We start from the raw sequence: 16,750 nt of genomic DNA on the forward strand, positions 1-16,750 counted from the left end.
AGCCGCTCAGACCGCGATGACCTGGCGCTTGTTGTAGGTGCCGCAGCTCGGGCACGCGATGTGCTGCAGCTTCGGCTCCTGGCAGCGCTCGCACGCAACCAGGGTGGGGACCGCAGCCTTCCACTGCGACCGGCGGTGGCGCGTGTTGCTGCGCGACATCTTCCGCTTCGGAACAGCCACGGCTACTTCTCCTGAGGTTCATCCCCGCCGTCGCGGGGTTCATTGTCCATCTCGTGGTCCTGGTTGGACCCGACGAGTTCCTGCAGTGCCGCCCAGCGCATGTCGACGGCGTCGTGGTGGTGGTCCGGGTCGTCCGCCAGCCGCGCTCCGCAATCGGAACACAGGCCCGGGCAGTCCTCCCGGCACACCGGCTGCAGCGGCAGTGCCAGCACCACCGCGTCCCGCAGCACGGGTTCGAGGTCGAACAGATCGTCCTCGATGTAGAACGTGTCCTCCTCGTCCTCGGCGTCGTCGCCGGACTCAGCAGTCCGGACGTCGGCGTCGGGGTAGGTGAACAGCTCCTGGAAGTCCGCTTCGAGCACTCGCTCTAGCGGCTCCAGACACCTTACGCACTCCCCCTTCACGGTCGCACGGGCGGTACCTGTGACAAGCACCCCGTCCATGACCGCTTCCAGGCGGAGGTCGAGCTCGATCGGCTCGCCCTCGGGCGCTCCGATGATCTCGTTGCCGAGGTCCGCGGGGGCCTCGACGGAGCGGGAGAGCCGCTTGAGCGTGCCGGGACGACGGCCCAGCTCGCGTGTGTCGAACACGAGCGGGGAACGGTGGTCGAGGCGGGCGTTGATGGCTTTCCTGCTTTCTGTACTGCGGTATCAGCCGCCCACGGCCGGTATCCGGCGTGCGGGCAGCAGTGATCGCGGGCATACACGCGACCGAACAGCCAGGATACTGGACGGCCCCCGATAGGCCCAATCCGCCCCGTCGCCCCTCGGCCACGGAGGCCGGCGGTGCTTAGTGACGGCCCTCTTCGTACTGCCGCAGCTGGTCGAGGTTGATCAGGCTGGTGTCGAAGAGGCTGGTCTCGTCCAGGGCGGCGGGCTGGGTGCCGGGGGCCTGGGGAACGTGCTGGGGCTGCTGGGGCAGCTGCGACGGCTGGTAGCCGACGCCCGCGTCATAGCCCTGCTGCGGCACCTGGCCGGCCGACTGCTGCCAGTCGTAGCCGTAGAGGTCCTGGTGCTGGGCGTAGGGGACCTGCTCCGTGTGCTGCTGGTAGGAGTAGCCGTCCGACTGCTGGTAGGCGACGGCCTGGCCGTCGTAGTAGCCGGGCTGCGGGTCGTGGATCGCCTCCTGGGGCACCGCCTGCGGGGCCTCCTGGAGCGGGGTGACGCCCGCCAGGCCGGCGAGGTAGTCCGCGTCGGCCTGCGGCGGGGCGGCGGTGTGCGGGTCGCTCTGGGCGGCGAGGTGGTCGGCGAGCTCGTCGATCGGGCGGGCGCCCTGGAGCTTGTCCCGGCCGCGGCCGACCGCCTCCAGGGTCTTGGTCAGGACGGCCTGAAAGGCACCGAACTTGGCGTCCACATAGGTGTCGGCGCGCTGCTTGAGGGTTTCCGGGTCGGCGCTGCGCTCGGGGGCCTCGACGTCCTCGTGGCCCATTTCGTCGAGGCCGGGGCCGCGACCGAGCAGCTTCTCCCGGCCGCGGTCGACAGCGCCGATGGTCTTGGTGAGCACGACCTCGAAGTTGGCGAGCTTGCTGTCGACGTAGTCGTCGGCCTGGATGCGGATCTCCTCGGCCTCCTGACGGGCCTCGGCCAGGACGCGGTCCGCCTCGTCCTGGGCCTGTCGGACCACCTCGGTGTCCGAGATCAGCGAACCGCGCTGGCTGTGCGCGGACTCGATGATCCGCTCGGCCTCGGCGCGGGCCTCCTCCACCATCTGCTCGCGCCCGCCGAGGAGTTCCTGCGCCTGGGCCAGGGAACCGGGCAGCGCGCCGCGCACTTCCTCCAGCATGGCGAGCAGCTCGGCGCGGTTGACCACGCACGAGGCCGACATGGGCACGGACCGGGCGCTGCCGACGGCTGCGACGATGTCGTCGAGCTTCTTCTGGACGTCCACCTTGGACTCGCCACTCTCTGCAGGATCGTAAGGACGGAACGGGACGACTGTACGGCCAGGAGCCCCCGTCCCGACACCTACTGACGATCCGTCAGAACAGGGTCGGTCCTACCGCACCGGGTACCGGGTCACGGCTTCTTGCGGAGCCGTTCGGTCAGTGCCTCCAGGACGAACGGCGGGACCAGGTGGGAGACGTCGCCGCCCCAGGCCGCGACCTCCTTGACCAGGCTGGAGGAGAGGAAGCTGTAGGTGGGATTGGTCGGCACGAAGAGCGTCTCCACCCCGGAGAGGCCGTTGTTCATCTGGGCCATCTGGAGTTCGTAGTCGAAGTCGCTGACCGCGCGCAGGCCCTTGACGATGGCCGGGATGTCGCGCTGCTTGCAGAAGTCGACGAGCAGGCCGTGGAACGCCTCGACCTCGACGTTGCCGTAATCGGCGGTGGCCCGCCGGATCAGGTCGATCCGCTCCTCGACCGTGAACAGGCCCTGCTTGGACTGGTTGATCATGACGGCGACATGGACGACGTCGTACAGCTTGGAGGCCCGGGCGATGATGTCCAGGTGCCCGTTGGTGATGGGGTCGAAGGACCCCGGACAGACGGCGCGGCGCAACTTCGTCTCCTCGCTCTCCGGTCCGTTCATGACAGGGTTGCTGACGTCGGTTCGGCGGAAGCCGAAGCGGCGCGACCGTACCAAAGCGTCCCCTCGCCGTAGCGACGGGCCCTGATCGCTTCGAATCCGTCCGGCCAGGTGAACGTGCCGCCCCGGGTGCTCCGCTCCACGGTGACGAGTGCCTCCGCGGCAAGCCACCCCTGACCACGGAGTGTGAGCAGAATCTCGCGGAGTTCGGCGTCGCCGACCGCGTACGGCGGGTCCAGGAAGATGACGTCGTACGGCTCGCCGGGGGCCGGGGTCGCGGCGGTCTGCTCGGCCTTGCCGGGGCGGACCTCCGCGCCGGGCAGGCCGACCGCCTTGACGTTCTCCCGGATGGTGCGGACGGCGCGGGGATCGGCCTCGACCAGCAGGACGTGCGCGGCGCCGCGGGAGAGCGCCTCCAGGCCGACCGCGCCGGAACCGCCGTAGAGGTCGAGCACCCGGGCACCGGCCAGCGGGCCGTCGAGCGACTCCCAGGTGGAGAACATGCCCTCGCGCGCGCGGTCGGAGGTCGGGCGGGTGCCGTTGCCCGGTGGTACGGCGAGGCGGCGGCCGCCGGCCTTGCCGGCGATCACGCGGGTCATGGGCCCGTCCTTACGTTGAGCGTGGTCGGAGAGGGGCGGGGCCCGGTGGACTCCGCTCTCCCACGATATGTCCGTCCCCCGCGGGGCGGGTCCGCCCCCGGCACCGCCCGACCGTGATCGTTCTCACGGGCCGGGTGCGGTCGGCCGGTGCCCACGGCTCGACCTTTGTCCGGATTCAGCCCTTGTCCAGATAGCTCTCCCGTTCGTCGTCCAACAGGGCCGACAGCGCGGTCCGCAGTTCGGGACAGCCGGTCAGCTCCGGGTCGGCGGCGACCAGGGCGGTGGCCTCCTCACGGGCCGCCGTGATCACCTCCTCGTCGTCGATGACCGCGAGCATCCGCAGCGAGGAGCGGACGCCGGACTGCGCCTGGCCCAGGACGTCGCCCTCGCGCCGCTGTTCCAGGTCGATGCGGGAGAGTTCGAAGCCGTCGAGGGTGGCGGCGACCGCGGCGAGCCGGGCGCGGGCCGGGCTCGCCTCGGGCATCTCGCTGACCAGTAGGCACAGGCCGGGTGCCGCGCCACGGCCGACCCGGCCGCGGAGCTGGTGGAGCTGGGAGACGCCGAAGCGGTCCGCGTCCATGATCACCATGACGGTGGCGTTGGGGACGTTGACGCCGACCTCGATGACCGTGGTGGCGACCAGTACGTCCAACTCGCCGGCGGCGAACCGGCGCATCACGTCGTCCTTGTCGTCCGGGGCCATCCGGCCGTGCAGCACCGCCACCCGCAGGCCGGCGAGGGGGCCCTTGCCCAGTTGCTCGGCGATGTCGAGGACGGCCAGCGGGGGGCGCTTCTCGGCCAGGTCCTCCGGTGAACTCGGCTGCGCCGCCGGGTCCTTGGCCTTCTTCCCCTTGGGCGCGGGGGGCTCCTCGTCGTCGCCGATCCGCGGGCAGACCACATACGCCTGGTGGCCGGCGGCCACCTCCTCGCGGACCCGCTCCCAGGCGCGGGCGAGGAAGTGCGGCTTGTCCTTGGCGGGCACCACATGGCTGGCGATCGGCGAGCGGCCGGCGGGGAGCTGGTCCAGCACCGAGGTCTCCAGATCGCCGAAGACGGTCATGGCGACCGTCCGCGGGATCGGCGTCGCGGTCATCACCAGCAGGTGCGGCGGTTGCTTGCCCTTGGAGCGCAGGGCGTCGCGCTGCTCGACACCGAAGCGGTGCTGCTCGTCGACGACCACCAGGCCCAGGTCGTGGAACTGCACCACGTCCTCGATCAGCGCGTGCGTCCCGATCACGACGCCGGCCTCGCCGGTGACCAGGTCGAGCAGCGCCTGCCGGCGGGCCGCGGCGCCCATCGAACCGGTCAGCAGCACCACCTTGGTGCCCCGCTCCGCGCCGCCCAGCATCCCTCCTTCGGCCAGGTCGCCCATCATCTCGGTGACGGAGCGGTGGTGCTGCTGGGCCAGCACCTCGGTGGGGGCGAGCATCGCCGCCTGACCACCGCTGTCGACGACGCCGAGCATGGCGCGCAGCGCGACCATGGTGTTGTGGGTGACCGTGAAGTGGTCGGTCACATAGGCGTGGGAGGGGTGCGCGACGCTGATGCACTGGACGGGCCTGCGGCCGACGTGCTCGACGGCCAGGACGGTGCGCCGGAAGGCGTCGCCGCCGGCGCCTTCCTCGGGTTCCTCGGGGACCGCGACCGTGACGTCGTGACCGCCGCCGGCCGCCGGGGCGCTGCGGGCCGTGCCGCCCAGGGAGCGCGCCAGCCAGGCGAGGTCGGCGGCCAACGGGGCCGGGGCGGCGCGGAAGACCCGGGCGGCAGCGTCGGTGCCGAGGGGCTCGCCGCCGGCGTCCAACAGGCCGGCGAGCAGCGCCCGGCGGTCCTTGACGGGGGCGTTGCGGTAGGCGTCGGGGACGGCGCGGCCGGCCGGCGCGGCGCCGCCCGCGCCCACGGTGCGGCCCAGCTCGTACGCGTCGAGCGGGCGCGGGCCGCCGTCGTCGAGGTCGACCGGGGTGGCCGGGGCGATCGACCAGCGCGGCCGGCCGTCGTCGTCCAGCAGGTCGGCCCGCAGCGCGCGGGTGGTCAGCACCCGCTCCCCCGTGGCCCGGGACGCGACGATCCACAGGTGCTCGTCGTCGCACTCGACGGTGCTGCCGTCGGACAGCACCAGCCGCCACACCTCCCGCTCGCCCTGCGGGAACACCCCGTCCACCAGGGCGGTCCCGCCGCTGGGCACCACCACTTCGGTGCCCAGCGCCATCTCTCCCATGGGGCGGAAGCCGCGCGGGGTGAGCACCAGGGCGTCCAGCGGCTGGGCCTTGCCGGAGCCGACCTCGCCCTGGAGGAGGCGGTGCATCGGGTGCTCGGTCGCCAGGTCGTCGAAGATCTCCCGGCTGACCTTCGTCTGGCCCTCGGTGAGCGTGAAGGGCAGCCGGGCGTCGAACGCGTCGAGGATGCCGCCCGGGGTCAACTTCCTTGGTGCGGCGGGGAGTTGGGAGTCGGCGAAGCGGCGGCGGGCGAGCGCGACCTGCAGGACGAACGCCTCGTCCCACTTCAGCCGGGCCCGGGCGTCGGCGATGTCGGCCTTGGTGCCGGGACGGTGGATCTTCAGCAGCGCCTCGGTGAGCGGGATCAGGGCGCGGCCCTCGCGCAGCCCCGGGGGCAGCGGGTCCACCGCGTCCTGGGCGCTGGGCAGCACCGCGTCCACCGCCTTGGCGATCTTCCAGGAGGCCATCTGCTGGCACGCCGGATAGATCGGCATGAGCTGATGGGCGAAGGCGTCGACGACGCCGTTGTCGGCGTCCCGGTCGAGGAGTTCGTATTCGGGGTGGGCCAGTTGGAGTTTGCGGTTGAAGACCGAGACCTTGCCCGCGAACATCGCGCGCCTCCCGGGCAGCAGGTCCTTGTGCGGCTTGTGGATGCCCTTGCCGAAGAAGACCAGCTGGAGCCGGCCGCTGCCGTCCGTGAGGGTCACCTCCAGCCGCTGTCCGCGGCCGTGGTTGAAGGTGAGGACGCGGGCGTCGGCGACCTGGGCGACGACCGTGACGTGCTCGTCCAGCGGCAGGTCGGAGAGCCGGGTCAGCTCACCGCGCTCGGCATAGCGCCGCGGATAGTGGTGCAGCAGATCGCCGACCGTTTCCAGGCCGAGGTGTTCGGCCAGGACCTTCGCGGTGGTGCCGCCGAGGATTTTCTTCAGGGGTTCGTCGAGCGCTGCCACGCGTTCCATTGCACACCACGCCACTGACAACGAGCCACCGACGCCGCTTTCCGCGGCCGGGAATTCCGGAACCGGACGGCATTCCGGGCGGCCTTCTCGATACCCGGTACGGCGCGCTATTCCACGCCGATCAACAGCGGCGCCGCGTATTCGCCGCCTTCGTAGACGACGGTGTCCACCGCCAGATGGCGTGCGCGCACATGCCGCTCCAGCCGTTCGCCGAGCGCCTCGGGGACGTCCGCGCCGAGAACCAGGGTGACCAGTTCGCCGCCGGCGGAGAGCATCCGGTCGAGCACCGTCATCGCGGTACGGGCCAGGTCGGGCCCGATCACCGCGACATCGCCGTCGATCAGGCCGAGCACGTCCCCGGCCTGGCAGACCCCGGCCATCGTCCAGGACTGGTGCTCGGCGACGGCCAGCTCGGCGTAGCGGGTGGCGCCGGCCGCCGCGGTCATCGCGACCACGTCCTCGTCGAAGCTGCGGCCCGGCTCGTGCACCGCCAGCGCGGCGAGGCCCTGGACGGCGGAGCGGGTGGGGATGACGGCGACCCGTACGCCCTCGGCCCGGGCCTGTTCTGCGGCGGCCGCCGCGGTGTGCCGCAGCTCGGGGTCGTTGGGCAGCAGCATCACCTCGCGGGCGCGGGCCTGCCGGATCGCCTGGACCAGTTCGCCGCTGGCCGGCGGCTCCCCGGGGCGCACCGTCACCGTCGTCGCGCCGGCCTCGGCGCAGAGCCCGGCGAGCCCGGCGCCCGGCACCACCGCGACGACGGCCCGGGCCGCCAGCGCGGGCTCCTTGCCCCGCGGGCCCGCGCCGAAGTGGGTGATCCGGATCCGGTACGGCCGGCCGGCCTCGATGCCGGCCTCCACCGCGGCCCCGGCGTCGTCGACGTGCACATGGACGTTCCACAGCCCGTCCCCGCCGACCACCACCAGCGAGTCGCCGAGCCGGTCGAGCCGGGCCCGCAGCCGGTCCACCTCGGCGTCCCCGGCCTCCAGCAGGTAGATCACCTCGAAGGCGGGGCCGCCGGCATGCGGGTCGGCGCAGCCCTCCGCCGCCGCGTCCCCCGCGCCTGCCACCGCGCAGCCGAACGGCTCGGGCGGCGGGCCGCCGGCCCGTACGGCGACGGGGACGGCGGTGACCTCCCCGGACAGGGCGTCGGCGAGCGCGCCCAACAGGGCCACCAGCCCGCAGCCGCCGGCGTCCACCACCCCCGCCTTTCCCAGCACCGCGAGTTGGCCGGGAGTGGCCTCCAGCGCCTCGGCCGCGCCCCGGTGGGCGGCCCGGGCGACCTCCGCGACCCCGGCGGCCCCGCCGGCGGTCCGCTCGGCGGCGCCGGCCGCGGCGGTCGCCACGGTCAGCACGGTGCCCTCCACGGGGTGTGCGACCGCCTCGTAGGCCGCCGTCGCGGCCCGGCGCAGCGCCCGCCGCAGTGCCTCCGCGGCGCCCGTCTCCCCGGCCGGGGCGGCGACCAGTACCTGGGCCATGCCGCGCAGCAGCTGGGCCAGGATGGTGCCGGAGTTGCCGCGCGCCCCGATGAGGGCGCCGTGCGCCATGGCGCCCACGGCGTCGGCGAGCGCGGGCGCGGTGCCGGCGGAACCGTGGCCGTCGAAGGCGGCCTCGACCGCGCGGGCGGCCGACTCCAGCGTCAGGTAGAGGTTGGTGCCGGTGTCGCCGTCGGCGACCGGGTAGACGTTGATCGCGTCGATCCGCTCCCGTTCCCGTCCGAGCGCCTCCAGGGCCAACCCGCACCAGGTGCGGACGGCGGCGGCGTCGAGCGGGTAGGGCACGTCGTCCTCCTGGAGGGTCGCGGGATGCACCCGCACAGTAGTCGCGGTCCGGTGGGGAGGCCGGGGCGGGGGCCGGAGGGTGCGTGATAGTTTCGTCCAGAGGGAGCGGCCGTTGTATGCTGCTCCGGTTGCCCGATGAAAATCGGGCCATTCCTCTCCCGTCGGCGCCGGCACGGCCATGCACTCGGCCCGATGGGTTCTCACCGTAAGTGCATCTGAAGTCTTTGGAGTGACCCGTGGCTGCCAACTGCGACGTCTGCGGCAAGGGGCCGGGCTTCGGCAAGAGTGTCTCGCACTCGCATCGCCGTACCAACCGTCGTTGGAACCCCAACATCCAGACGGTGCGTGCAGTGATCGGGCGCACGCCGAAGAAGCTGAACGCCTGCACCTCGTGCATCAAGGCCGGCAAGGTCTCGCGCTGACGACTTAGCCGTAGCGCAGCCCCTCCGGTTGCTTGTGAAGCCGGTCCACCTCGGTGGGCCGGCTTCTGCCGTTGCTCCGGGAGACCGCCCTTGCTCCGGTAGCCCCGGGGGCACCACGGTCGGTGCCCGCCCCGTGGTCAGTGCCCGCCGTGCAGCCGCCACCCGTGGTCGACGGGTCCGATGCCCGCGCCCAGCCGGAAGCCGGCCGCGATGGCGCCGGTGACGTACTCCTTCGCCGCCGCGGCGGCCTGCGGGACGGTGTCCCCCTGGGCGAGCCGGGCGGCCAGGGCGCTGGCGAGGGTGCATCCGGTGCCGTGGGTGTGCCGGTTGTCGTGACGGGGGGCGCGCAGCCAGTGCTCCTGGCTGCCGTCGGTGAGCAGATCCACCGCGTCGCCGGCCGCGTCCGCCGCGTCGGACGGCAGGTGGCCGCCCTTGATGAGCACCCACCGCGGCCCGCACGCCAGGATCGCGTCGGCGGCCCGGCGCATCCCGTCCGCGGTGTGCACCCGTATACCGGTGAGCTGTGTCACCTCGTCGAGGTTGGGGGTGGCGACCGTCGCGGTGGGCAGCAGCTTGCTGCGGACCGCGTCCAGCGCGGAGGCGGCGAGCAGGGCGTCGCCGTGCTTGGAGACGCCGACGGGGTCGATCACGACCGGGACGGTGAGCTCGGCGAGCAGTTCCGCGACGGTTTCCACGAGCGCGGCCGAGGAGAGCATCCCGGTCTTCACGGCCTGGACGCCGATGTCGTCGACGACGCTGCGGAACTGGGCGCGCACCGCCTCGACGGGCAGTTCCCACGCGCCCTGGACGCCCAGGGAGTTCTGGGCGGTGACGGCGGTGAGCACGCTCATGCCGTGGGTGCCCAGCGCCAGCATCGTCTTCAGGTCGGCCTGGATGCCCGCACCGCCGCCGGAGTCGGAGCCGGCGACGGTCAGCACGCGGGGAGGTGTCTGCATGCCGCGAATCTACTCGGCGTCCCCGTTGTCGCCGAAGTGGTCCCAGCCGGCCTTCGCCCAGGGGGCGCCGTCCACCGTCACCTGGGGCAGCGCCGAGGGGTTGAGGACCTCGCCGATCACCTTCCAGCGGGCGGGCAGCTTCACGTCGGGCGGGAAGGTGGCCACGATGGCGTGGTCCTCGCCGCCGTTGAGCACCCACTGCATCGGGTCCACGCCGACCGCCGTGCCGATGTCGGACATCTGCGAGGGGATGTCGATGCTGGCCGAGCGCAGGTCGATGCGGACCTTGCTGGCCTCGGCGATGTGCCCGAGGTCGGCGACGAGGCCGTCGCTGACGTCGGTCATGGCGGTGGCGCCGAGCCCCGCGGCGGCCGGGCCGGCGTGGTAGGGCGGTTCGGGGCGGCGGTGGGCCTCCACGAAGGCGCGCGGGGAGCGGAAGCCGCGGGTGAGCACCGCGTGGCCGGCGGCGGACCAGCCGAGCCAGCCGGTGACCGCGACCACGTCGCCGGGCTGGGCGCCGGCCCGGGTCACCGGCTCCTGGTTGCGCAGGTCGCCGAGGGCGGTGATGGCGACGGTGATGGTGTCACCCCGGACGACGTCCCCGCCGACCACCGCGGCGCCGGCCACCTGGCATTCGTCGCGCAGCCCGTCCATCAGCTCGGTGGCCCAGGTCGCGGGGAGTTCGGCGGGGACGACCAGGCCGAGCAGGATCGCGGTGGGCACCGCGCCCATCGCCGCGATGTCGGCGAGGTTCTGCGCGGCGGCCTTGCGACCCACGTCGTAGGCGGTGGACCAGTCGCGGCGGAAGTGCCGTCCTTCGAGGAGAATGTCGGTACTGGCGACGACCCTGCGGTCCGGCGCGGTGACCACCGCGGCGTCGTCCCCCGGCCCGATCCGTACGGCGGGAGTGGAGGTGAGCCGGGAGGTGAGCTCTCTGATAAGCCCGAACTCCCCCAGCTCGCCCACGGTGCCCTTCATGCTGTTGCCCTTCCCATGTGTACGGACGGTCCGTACGTGGCTGACGACTGCGCCGCGCTGGCCCTGTTCACCGCGCGGGTCTCCCCGCTCCGCTCGGTGACGCGGTACCGTAGCGTCCCTTCTTCCCACATGATCCTCGTAGCCGCCTGGAGGTTCCGTGGTACAGGCTTACATCCTGATCCAGACCGAGGTCGGCAGAGCCTCGGCGGTGGCGGAGGTGATCGCGAAGATCCCCGGCGTCCTGACGGCCGAGGACGTGACCGGCCCCTATGACGTCATCGTGCGCGCGCAGGCGGACACTGTCGATGAGCTGGGCCGCATGGTGGTCGCGAAGGTCCAGCAAGTGGAAGGCATCACGCGGACGCTCACCTGCCCGGTGGTCCATATCTAGCTCCCCCGTATGCTCGGCCGGGTGATACGCGCGAGACACCGGTACCTGGCCGCCCTGCCCCTGCTCGCCACGGTGTCCGCGGTGGCGGGCTGCTCGTCCGCCCCGGAGGTGGCCGCGCCGTCCCCGACGGATGAGGCCGCACAACACTGCCGGGCACTCCACCGGGACCTGCCGCGGACCGTGGACGGGCTGGAACGGGGTACCGCCGAGCCGGTCTCGGACTTCACTGCCATATGGGGCGATCCTGCCGTGGTGCTGCGCTGCGGGGTGCCCAAGCCGGAGGTGCTCAGGCACGGGAGTGAACATTACAACCCCAACCCCGACTCGGCGGAAGTCGACGGCGTCGAGTGGCTCTTCGAGAAGCAGGACGACGGCTACCGCTTCACGACGGTGCTGCGGAAGGTCTACGTCGAGGTGACCGTGCCGGGGAAGTACGCCCCGGAGGTCAACGTGCTGCCCGATCTCGCGAGCGCGGTGGGGCAGGCCATTCCGGCCGGGATCTAGCCGGCGCGTACGCAGCGGGCCCGTACCGCGGTGCCCGCGCGGCCGTCCGGCCCGGCGGCGTACCGACCGCCGCCGCCACGGACCACTGCCGTCGCCGCGCCCGGCCGCACACCGGAATACCGCCCGCCCCGGCCGCGTTGGGCCCCGCAAGGGGCGCACCCGTCCCCTAGGGGATCCGTTCGCCCGCCCCCCGGGGGCCGTTCAGCGCAGCCCCGTGGAGCGGCTCAGGGCCGCCTGCAGCAGCCGGTCGATGAGTTCCGGGTAGCTGACGCCGCTCTCCTGCCACATCCGCGGGTACATCGAGATGGGCGTGAAGCCGGGCAGCGTGTTGATCTCGTTGATCACGAACTCGCCGTTGTCCTGGAGGAAGAAGTCCGCGCGGACCAGGCCCTCGCAGGACGCCGCCTCGAAGGCCGCGATCGCCAGCTCCTGGATCTCGGCGGTCTGCCCGGGCGTCAGCGGCGCCGGCACTATGCCGGCGGCCGAGTCGATGTACTTGGCCTCGAAGTCGTAGAAGTCGTGGGCGGTGACCGGCGGGATCTCGGCCGGGACGCTGGCCCGCGGGCCGTCCTCGAACTCCAGCACCCCGCACTCGATCTCCCGGCCGCGCAGCAGCGACTCCACGATGATCTTGGGGTCGTGGCGCCGCGCCTCCTCGATCGCCTCGTCGAGCCCGGCCAGGTCGTCGACCTTGCTGATGCCCATCGACGAGCCGGCCCGGGCGGGCTTCACGAACAGCGGCCAGCCGTGCTCCCCGGCGAAGTCCACGATCTTCCTGCGGGCCGCCGCGGGGTCGTTCTCCCACTCGCGCGGGCGGATGACCTCGTACGGGCCGACCGGCAGCCCGAAGGAGGCGAACACCCGCTTCATGTAGTCCTTGTCCTGGCCGACGGCCGAGGCGAGCACGCCGGAGCCGACGTAGGGCACCCCGGACAGCTCCAGCAGGCCCTGGAGCGTGCCGTCCTCGCCGTACGGGCCGTGCAGCACGGGGAAGACGACGTCGACCTCGCCGAGCGCCTTGGGGACCGCTCCCGGCTCGCTGTAGACGACCTCACGGGAGGTGGGGTCGGCGGAGAGCACCACCGTGCCGTCGCCGCCCTCGGCGAGGTCGGCCACGCTGGGCAGCGTCCGGTCCGTGATCGCCATCCGCGCGGGGTCGTCGGCGGTCAGCGCCCAGCGTCCGTCGGGCGTGATGCCGATGGGCAGCACGTCGTACTTGTCGCGGTCGATGGCGGCCAGCACGGCTCCGGCGGTGACCACGGAGATGGCGTGCTCGGAGCTGCGGCCGCCGAACACGACGGCGACGCGGGGCTTGTGGGAGGAGGTCTCGCTGCTCATATCGGCTTGAGGGTACCTGCTGGTAGGGGCCGCGGCAGTGCTGCGGCGGCCATCGGTGGCCCGGCGGGGCGGGGGCGGGGTGACGAGCGGGCGGTCAGTGGCGCTCGGGCTTGGCGCTGCGGGACATCAGCCCCTTGAGGGCCACCAGCGGCGGCTTGCCCTCGTGGACGATCTCCACCACGGTCTCGGTGAGTGGCATGTCGACGCCGTGCCGGCGGGCCAGATCCAGCACGGACTCGCAGGACTTGACGCCCTCCGCGGTCTGCTTGGTGACCGCGATGGTCTCCGCCAGGGACATGCCGCGGCCGAGGTTGGTGCCGAAGGTGTTGTTGCGGGAGAGCGGCGAGGAGCAGGTGGCGACGAGGTCGCCCATGCCGGCCAGGCCCGCGAAGGTGTGCGCGTCGGCGCCCATCGCCAGGCCGAGCCGGGTGGTCTCGGCCAGCCCGCGGGTGATCAGGGACGCCTTGGCGTTGTCGCCCAGGCCCATGCCGGTGGCGATGCCGACCGCGAGCGCGATGACGTTCTTGACCGCGCCGCCCAGTTCGCAGCCCACCACGTCGGTGTTGGTGTACGGGCGGAAGTACGCGGTGTGACAGGCGGTCTGCAGGCGCTGGGCGACGGACTCGTCGACGCAGGCCACGACGGCCGCGGCGGGCTGCCGGGCGGCGACCTCCTTGGCGAGGTTGGGGCCGGTCAGCACCGCGACGCGTTCCGCGGGGACCTTGGCGACCTCCTCGATGACCTCGCTCATGCGCTTGGCGGTGCCCAGTTCGACGCCCTTCATCAGCGAGACCAGGACCGTGTCGGAGGGCAGCAGGGGCGCCCACTCGGCGAGGTTGGCGCGCAGCGTCTGGGAGGGCACGGCGAGGACGGTGAAGTCCGCGCCCCGGGCGGCCTCGGCGGGGTCGGTGGTGGCCCGTACGCCCGCGGGCAGCTCGACGCCCGGCAGGTAGTCCGGGTTGGTGCGGCCGGTGTTGATGGCGTCGACGAGGGTCGCTCTGCGCCCCCACAGGGTCACCTCGCATCCCGCGTCGGCGAGCACCATCGCGAATGCGGTGCCCCAGGACCCCGTGCCGAAGACGGCGCAGCGCGTCACTTGCCTTCATCCTCCTGTGCCTGCGAGTTGCTTCGGACCTGCTGCGAGGGGGCGGCCGGTGCGGCCGACTCGGCCGGTTCCAGGACGGCGTCGCCGGTCCGGGCCGCCTCGGCGGCAGCGGCTGCCCGGGCGGCCTCGCGGGCGGCCCGCCGCTCCCTGGCGATTTCCTTGCGGTAGTCGAACGGTTCGGCCGGCGCGGTCTCGCCGCGGATGCCCGCCAGCTCCGCGGTGATGGCGGCCATGATCTTCTCGGTCACGGCGCGCAGCACCTCGGCGGTGGGCTCCTGACCGTAGAACTCGCTGAGGTCGACCGGCGGACCGGCCTTGACCCGCAGCGTCTTGCGCGGGAAGAGCTGGAGCTTCTTCTCCTTGGCGTAGGGCGGCATCGCCTCGTTGGCGCCCCACTGGGCGACGGGGATGACCGGGGCCTTGGTCAGCAGGGCGACCCGGGCGGCGCCGGTCTTGCCCTGCATCGGCCAGTGCGCGGGGTCACGGGTGAGGGTGCCCTCGGGGTAGAAGGCGACGCATTCGCCCTTCTCGATGGCGTTCACGGCGGCCCGGAAGGCGGTGGCCGCGTCGGTGGTTTCGCGGTAGACCGGGATCTGTCCCGTTCCGCGCATCATCAGGCCGACAAAGCCGCTCTTGAAGAGTCCGGCCTTGGCGAGGAATCGGGGGACCCGCCCGGTGTTGTACTGATAGTGCGCATAGGAGAGCGGATCAAGATACGAGTTGTGGTTGACCGCGGTAATAAAACCGCCGTCGACCGGAATGTGCTCCATTCCCCGCCAGTCCCGCTTGAACAGAACCAAGAGCGGCGGTTTGCAGATGACCGCGGCCAAGCGGTACCAGAAGCCGATTCTGCGGCGGGACACTGGGACACCCTCCTTGTGGGACCTGCGAAGCTGCTGCGAGCCGGCAGCCGCACAAGTGTCGCCCCGAGTACCCGCTATGTCGAGAACACCGTAACCCCGCCACTCCGGAAAGGTTCCGGCGGCAGGTGAGAATGATCCCGATGCGAAGAGACGGAGCGGATGTGGGCTGGAGCCTCGTAGTGCCGCTGAAACCGCTGGTGCGGGCCAAGAGCAGGCTCTCCGTGGCCGCCGGCGAGGAGTTCCGGCCGAAGTTGGCACTGGCATTCGCGCTGGACACCGTGGCCGCCGCGCTGGCCTGCGCGGACGTGCGGGATGTGGCGGTTGTCACGGACGATCCGGTGGCCGGGGAGCACTTGGCGGCACTGGGGGCGCGCATCGTGCCGGACGCTCCGGCCAACGGACTGAATGCCGCACTGGCCCATGGCGCGGCCGTGGTAAGGGCCCGGCGGCCCGGTGCACCGGTCGCCGCGCTGAACGCCGATCTCCCGGCGCTCCGCCCGGCCGAGCTGGCGACGGTGCTCCATTCCGCCGCGCTATTTCCGCGGGCATTTCTCGCGGATGCGGCGGAAATCGGGACAACACTTCTGTCGGCGACTTCCGGTACGGAATTGGACCCGGCTTTCGGTGGCCCCTCCCGGGCCCGTCACCTGGCCTCCGGGGCGCGTGAGATCGCCGCGCCGGACGTGCCGTCGGTGCGCCAGGACGTGGACACCGGGGAGGACCTGCGGGCCGCGCTGGCCCTGGGGGTCGGCCCGCACACCGCGCGGCAGGCCCCGCGGGTGCCGGGCTGGGCGGAGTGGGCGACCGTGCTGAGCGCGCCGGGCCGCGTCGGCATCCTCGGCGCCGGGGATCTGTCGGGCGCTCCGGGCGGTGTGGTGCCGCCGCAGGTCAGAGCGTCTGGAGCGTGACGAGGACGATCCGCCGGGCGTCACCCTCGCCGGTGACCTCGATGCGCACCCGCTGACCGGGGCGCAGCAGGAGCAGGCCGCCGGCGTCGAAGGCCGCCGCGTCGAAGGACAGCGGGGTCCCGTCGTCCAGCAGCACGCTGCCGGAGCGGGTCGTCTCGTCGTAGGTGTACGCGGTGGCCTGCATGGGGCAAGGGTAGACGGCGACCCTGGTGGGCACGCACCGCGGGCCGGGCTCCCCGGAGGGAGACCGGCCCGGCGCCTGGCGTTGGGTTGCCGCTGTGGAATTACCGCTTGCGGGCGGTGGTCTTCTTGGCGGTGGTCTTGCGCGCCGTGGCCTTCTTGGCAGGGGCCTTCTTCGCCGTGGCCTTCTTGGCCGGCGCGGTCTTCTTCGCCGTGGCCTTCTTCGCGGTGGTCTTCTTCGCCGCGGTGGCCTTCTTCGCCGCGGCGGCCTTCTTCGCGGGCGCCGCCTTCTTCGCCGTGGTCTTCTTCGCGGTGACCTTCTTCGCGGTGACCTTCTTCGCCGCGGCCTTCTTCGCGGGCGCCGCCTTCTTGGCAGCGGCCTTCTTGGCGACGGCCTTCTTCGCCGCGGCCTTCTTGATGGCCGCGCCGCCGGTCAGGCTGCCCTTGGGCGCCTTCTTGACGGCGACCTCGCCACCCTTGGGGAGCTTCTTCGAGCCGCTCACCAGGTCCTTGAAGCCCTGACCGGCGCGGAAACGGGGCACCGAGGTCTTCTTGACCCGCACCCGCTCACCCGTCTGCGGGTTACGCGCGTAACGGGCCGGGCGGTCCACCTTCTCGAACGAGCCGAAACCGGTGACCGAAACGCGGTCGCCCGCGACAACTGCACGGACGACTGCGTCCAGTACGGCGTCCACCGCGTCCGCGGCGTTCTGGCGGCCACCGAGCTTGTCGGCAATGGCTTCTACGAGCTGCGCCTTGTTCACGTCTTCCCCTTCGGAGACATTGCTGGAACGAAAGTTTCCAAGCTTTTTCGCACGTTAGGCAGATATATACCGCAAATCAAACACGAA

Annotated in this window: 18 protein-coding genes; 4 read left to right on the top strand and 14 right to left on the bottom strand. The window is 72.3% G+C overall.

The window, feature by feature from the left end; genetic code table 11:
• Window positions 1-6 precede the first annotated feature (6 nt).
• The 7 genes from rpmF to MOV08_RS13615 form a co-directional block, all read right to left on the bottom strand.
• The gene (gene rpmF / locus MOV08_RS13585) at window positions 7-180 is read right to left on the bottom strand and encodes a 50S ribosomal protein L32 (RefSeq protein WP_039632438.1); all 174 of its coding nucleotides are present in this window, start codon (window positions 178-180) and stop codon (window positions 7-9) included.
• Window positions 181-182: 2 nt separating this feature from the next.
• Window positions 183-770 (bottom strand): YceD family protein, encoded by a 588-nt coding sequence (locus MOV08_RS13590; RefSeq protein WP_039632440.1) that lies wholly within the window; start codon window positions 768-770, stop codon window positions 183-185.
• A gap of 199 nt (window positions 771-969) precedes the next feature.
• Window positions 970-2,067: a cell division initiation protein gene (locus MOV08_RS13595; RefSeq protein ID WP_275307621.1), complete on the bottom strand. Its 1,098-nt coding sequence runs from the start codon at window positions 2,065-2,067 to the stop codon at window positions 970-972.
• A gap of 128 nt (window positions 2,068-2,195) precedes the next feature.
• Complete coding sequence (gene coaD / locus MOV08_RS13600) at window positions 2,196-2,708, bottom strand: pantetheine-phosphate adenylyltransferase (RefSeq protein ID WP_039632444.1); 513 nt, start codon at window positions 2,706-2,708, stop codon at window positions 2,196-2,198.
• Window positions 2,705-3,304, bottom strand: coding sequence for a 16S rRNA (guanine(966)-N(2))-methyltransferase RsmD (gene rsmD / locus MOV08_RS13605; protein WP_275307622.1), 600 nt, complete (start codon window positions 3,302-3,304; stop codon window positions 2,705-2,707). The genes coaD and rsmD overlap by 4 nt, the downstream gene beginning before the upstream one ends.
• A gap of 175 nt (window positions 3,305-3,479) precedes the next feature.
• On the bottom strand, window positions 3,480-6,476 hold the full coding sequence (locus MOV08_RS13610) for a helicase-related protein (RefSeq protein WP_275307623.1): 2,997 nt from the start codon (window positions 6,474-6,476) through the stop codon (window positions 3,480-3,482).
• 107 nt (window positions 6,477-6,583) lie between these two features.
• A complete protein-coding gene (locus MOV08_RS13615) occupies window positions 6,584-8,284 on the bottom strand; it encodes a DAK2 domain-containing protein (protein WP_420834152.1) in 1,701 nt (566 codons plus the stop codon).
• A gap of 206 nt (window positions 8,285-8,490) precedes the next feature.
• Here MOV08_RS13615 and rpmB point away from each other — a divergent pair, with 206 nt between their 5' ends.
• Entirely contained in the window at window positions 8,491-8,676 is a 186-nt protein-coding gene (gene rpmB, locus MOV08_RS13620) for a 50S ribosomal protein L28 (protein ID WP_006602870.1), read from the top strand.
• A gap of 137 nt (window positions 8,677-8,813) precedes the next feature.
• On the opposite strand, the gene thiD is transcribed toward rpmB, so the two are convergent.
• Both thiD and MOV08_RS13630 read right to left on the bottom strand, forming a co-directional pair.
• Entirely contained in the window at window positions 8,814-9,632 is an 819-nt protein-coding gene (thiD, locus tag MOV08_RS13625; RefSeq protein WP_078875734.1) for a bifunctional hydroxymethylpyrimidine kinase/phosphomethylpyrimidine kinase, read from the bottom strand.
• Between the two features lie 9 nt (window positions 9,633-9,641).
• Entirely contained in the window at window positions 9,642-10,610 is a 969-nt protein-coding gene (locus MOV08_RS13630; protein ID WP_039632453.1) for a thiamine-phosphate kinase, read from the bottom strand.
• 157 nt (window positions 10,611-10,767) lie between these two features.
• On the opposite strand from MOV08_RS13630, the gene MOV08_RS13635 reads away from it, so the two are divergent.
• Both MOV08_RS13635 and MOV08_RS13640 read left to right on the top strand, forming a co-directional pair.
• Window positions 10,768-11,001 carry an Lrp/AsnC family transcriptional regulator gene (locus tag MOV08_RS13635; protein ID WP_039632455.1) on the top strand — a complete coding sequence of 78 codons (234 nt, stop codon included), beginning with the start codon at window positions 10,768-10,770 and terminating at the stop codon, window positions 10,999-11,001.
• 9 nt (window positions 11,002-11,010) lie between these two features.
• Complete coding sequence (locus MOV08_RS13640) at window positions 11,011-11,505, top strand: DUF3515 domain-containing protein (protein ID WP_275307624.1); 495 nt, start codon at window positions 11,011-11,013, stop codon at window positions 11,503-11,505.
• Window positions 11,506-11,706: 201 nt separating this feature from the next.
• Here the strand turns inward: MOV08_RS13640 and MOV08_RS13645 are convergent, their stop codons facing one another.
• From MOV08_RS13645 to MOV08_RS13655, 3 genes are all read right to left on the bottom strand, one after another.
• Entirely contained in the window at window positions 11,707-12,843 is a 1,137-nt protein-coding gene (locus MOV08_RS13645) for a D-alanine--D-alanine ligase family protein (protein WP_275307625.1), read from the bottom strand.
• A 94-nt stretch (window positions 12,844-12,937) separates the two neighbouring features.
• Window positions 12,938-13,939, bottom strand: a complete 1,002-nt coding sequence (locus MOV08_RS13650; RefSeq protein ID WP_039632459.1) for an NAD(P)H-dependent glycerol-3-phosphate dehydrogenase — start codon at window positions 13,937-13,939, stop codon at window positions 12,938-12,940.
• Entirely contained in the window at window positions 13,936-14,811 is an 876-nt protein-coding gene (locus MOV08_RS13655; protein ID WP_039632462.1) for a lysophospholipid acyltransferase family protein, read from the bottom strand. The genes MOV08_RS13650 and MOV08_RS13655 overlap by 4 nt, the downstream gene beginning before the upstream one ends.
• Window positions 14,812-14,951: 140 nt before the next feature.
• On the opposite strand from MOV08_RS13655, the gene cofC reads away from it, so the two are divergent.
• Entirely contained in the window at window positions 14,952-15,719 is a 768-nt protein-coding gene (gene cofC, locus MOV08_RS13660) for a 2-phospho-L-lactate guanylyltransferase (protein WP_275307626.1), read from the top strand.
• Here cofC and MOV08_RS13665 read toward each other — a convergent pair.
• The gene (locus tag MOV08_RS13665) at window positions 15,700-15,903 is read right to left on the bottom strand and encodes a hypothetical protein (protein WP_039632464.1); all 204 of its coding nucleotides are present in this window, start codon (window positions 15,901-15,903) and stop codon (window positions 15,700-15,702) included. The genes cofC and MOV08_RS13665 overlap by 20 nt on opposite strands.
• Before the next feature lie 100 nt (window positions 15,904-16,003).
• Window positions 16,004-16,663, bottom strand: a complete 660-nt coding sequence (locus tag MOV08_RS13670; RefSeq protein ID WP_039632466.1) for an HU family DNA-binding protein — start codon at window positions 16,661-16,663, stop codon at window positions 16,004-16,006.
• Window positions 16,664-16,750 lie beyond the last annotated feature (87 nt).

It is taken from the genome of Streptomyces yunnanensis, from assembly GCF_029011865.1.
In the GTDB taxonomy this organism is placed as follows: Bacteria; Actinomycetota; Actinomycetes; order Streptomycetales; family Streptomycetaceae; genus Streptomyces; species Streptomyces yunnanensis.

Coding starts and splice junctions, on each gene's coding strand:
- coaD (WP_039632444.1), bottom strand. CDS start 2,708: ATGAACGGACCGGAGAGCGAGGAGACGAAGTTGCGCCGCGCCGTCTGT.
- rsmD (WP_275307622.1), bottom strand. CDS start 3,304: ATGACCCGCGTGATCGCCGGCAAGGCCGGCGGCCGCCGCCTCGCCGTA.
- MOV08_RS13610 (WP_275307623.1), bottom strand. CDS start 6,476: ATGGAACGCGTGGCAGCGCTCGACGAACCCCTGAAGAAAATCCTCGGC.
- thiD (WP_078875734.1), bottom strand. CDS start 9,632: ATGCAGACACCTCCCCGCGTGCTGACCGTCGCCGGCTCCGACTCCGGC.
- MOV08_RS13630 (WP_039632453.1), bottom strand. CDS start 10,610: ATGAAGGGCACCGTGGGCGAGCTGGGGGAGTTCGGGCTTATCAGAGAG.
- MOV08_RS13640 (WP_275307624.1), top strand. CDS start 11,011: ATGCTCGGCCGGGTGATACGCGCGAGACACCGGTACCTGGCCGCCCTG.
- MOV08_RS13645 (WP_275307625.1), bottom strand. CDS start 12,843: ATGAGCAGCGAGACCTCCTCCCACAAGCCCCGCGTCGCCGTCGTGTTC.
- cofC (WP_275307626.1), top strand. CDS start 14,952: ATGCGAAGAGACGGAGCGGATGTGGGCTGGAGCCTCGTAGTGCCGCTG.
- MOV08_RS13665 (WP_039632464.1), bottom strand. CDS start 15,903: ATGCAGGCCACCGCGTACACCTACGACGAGACGACCCGCTCCGGCAGC.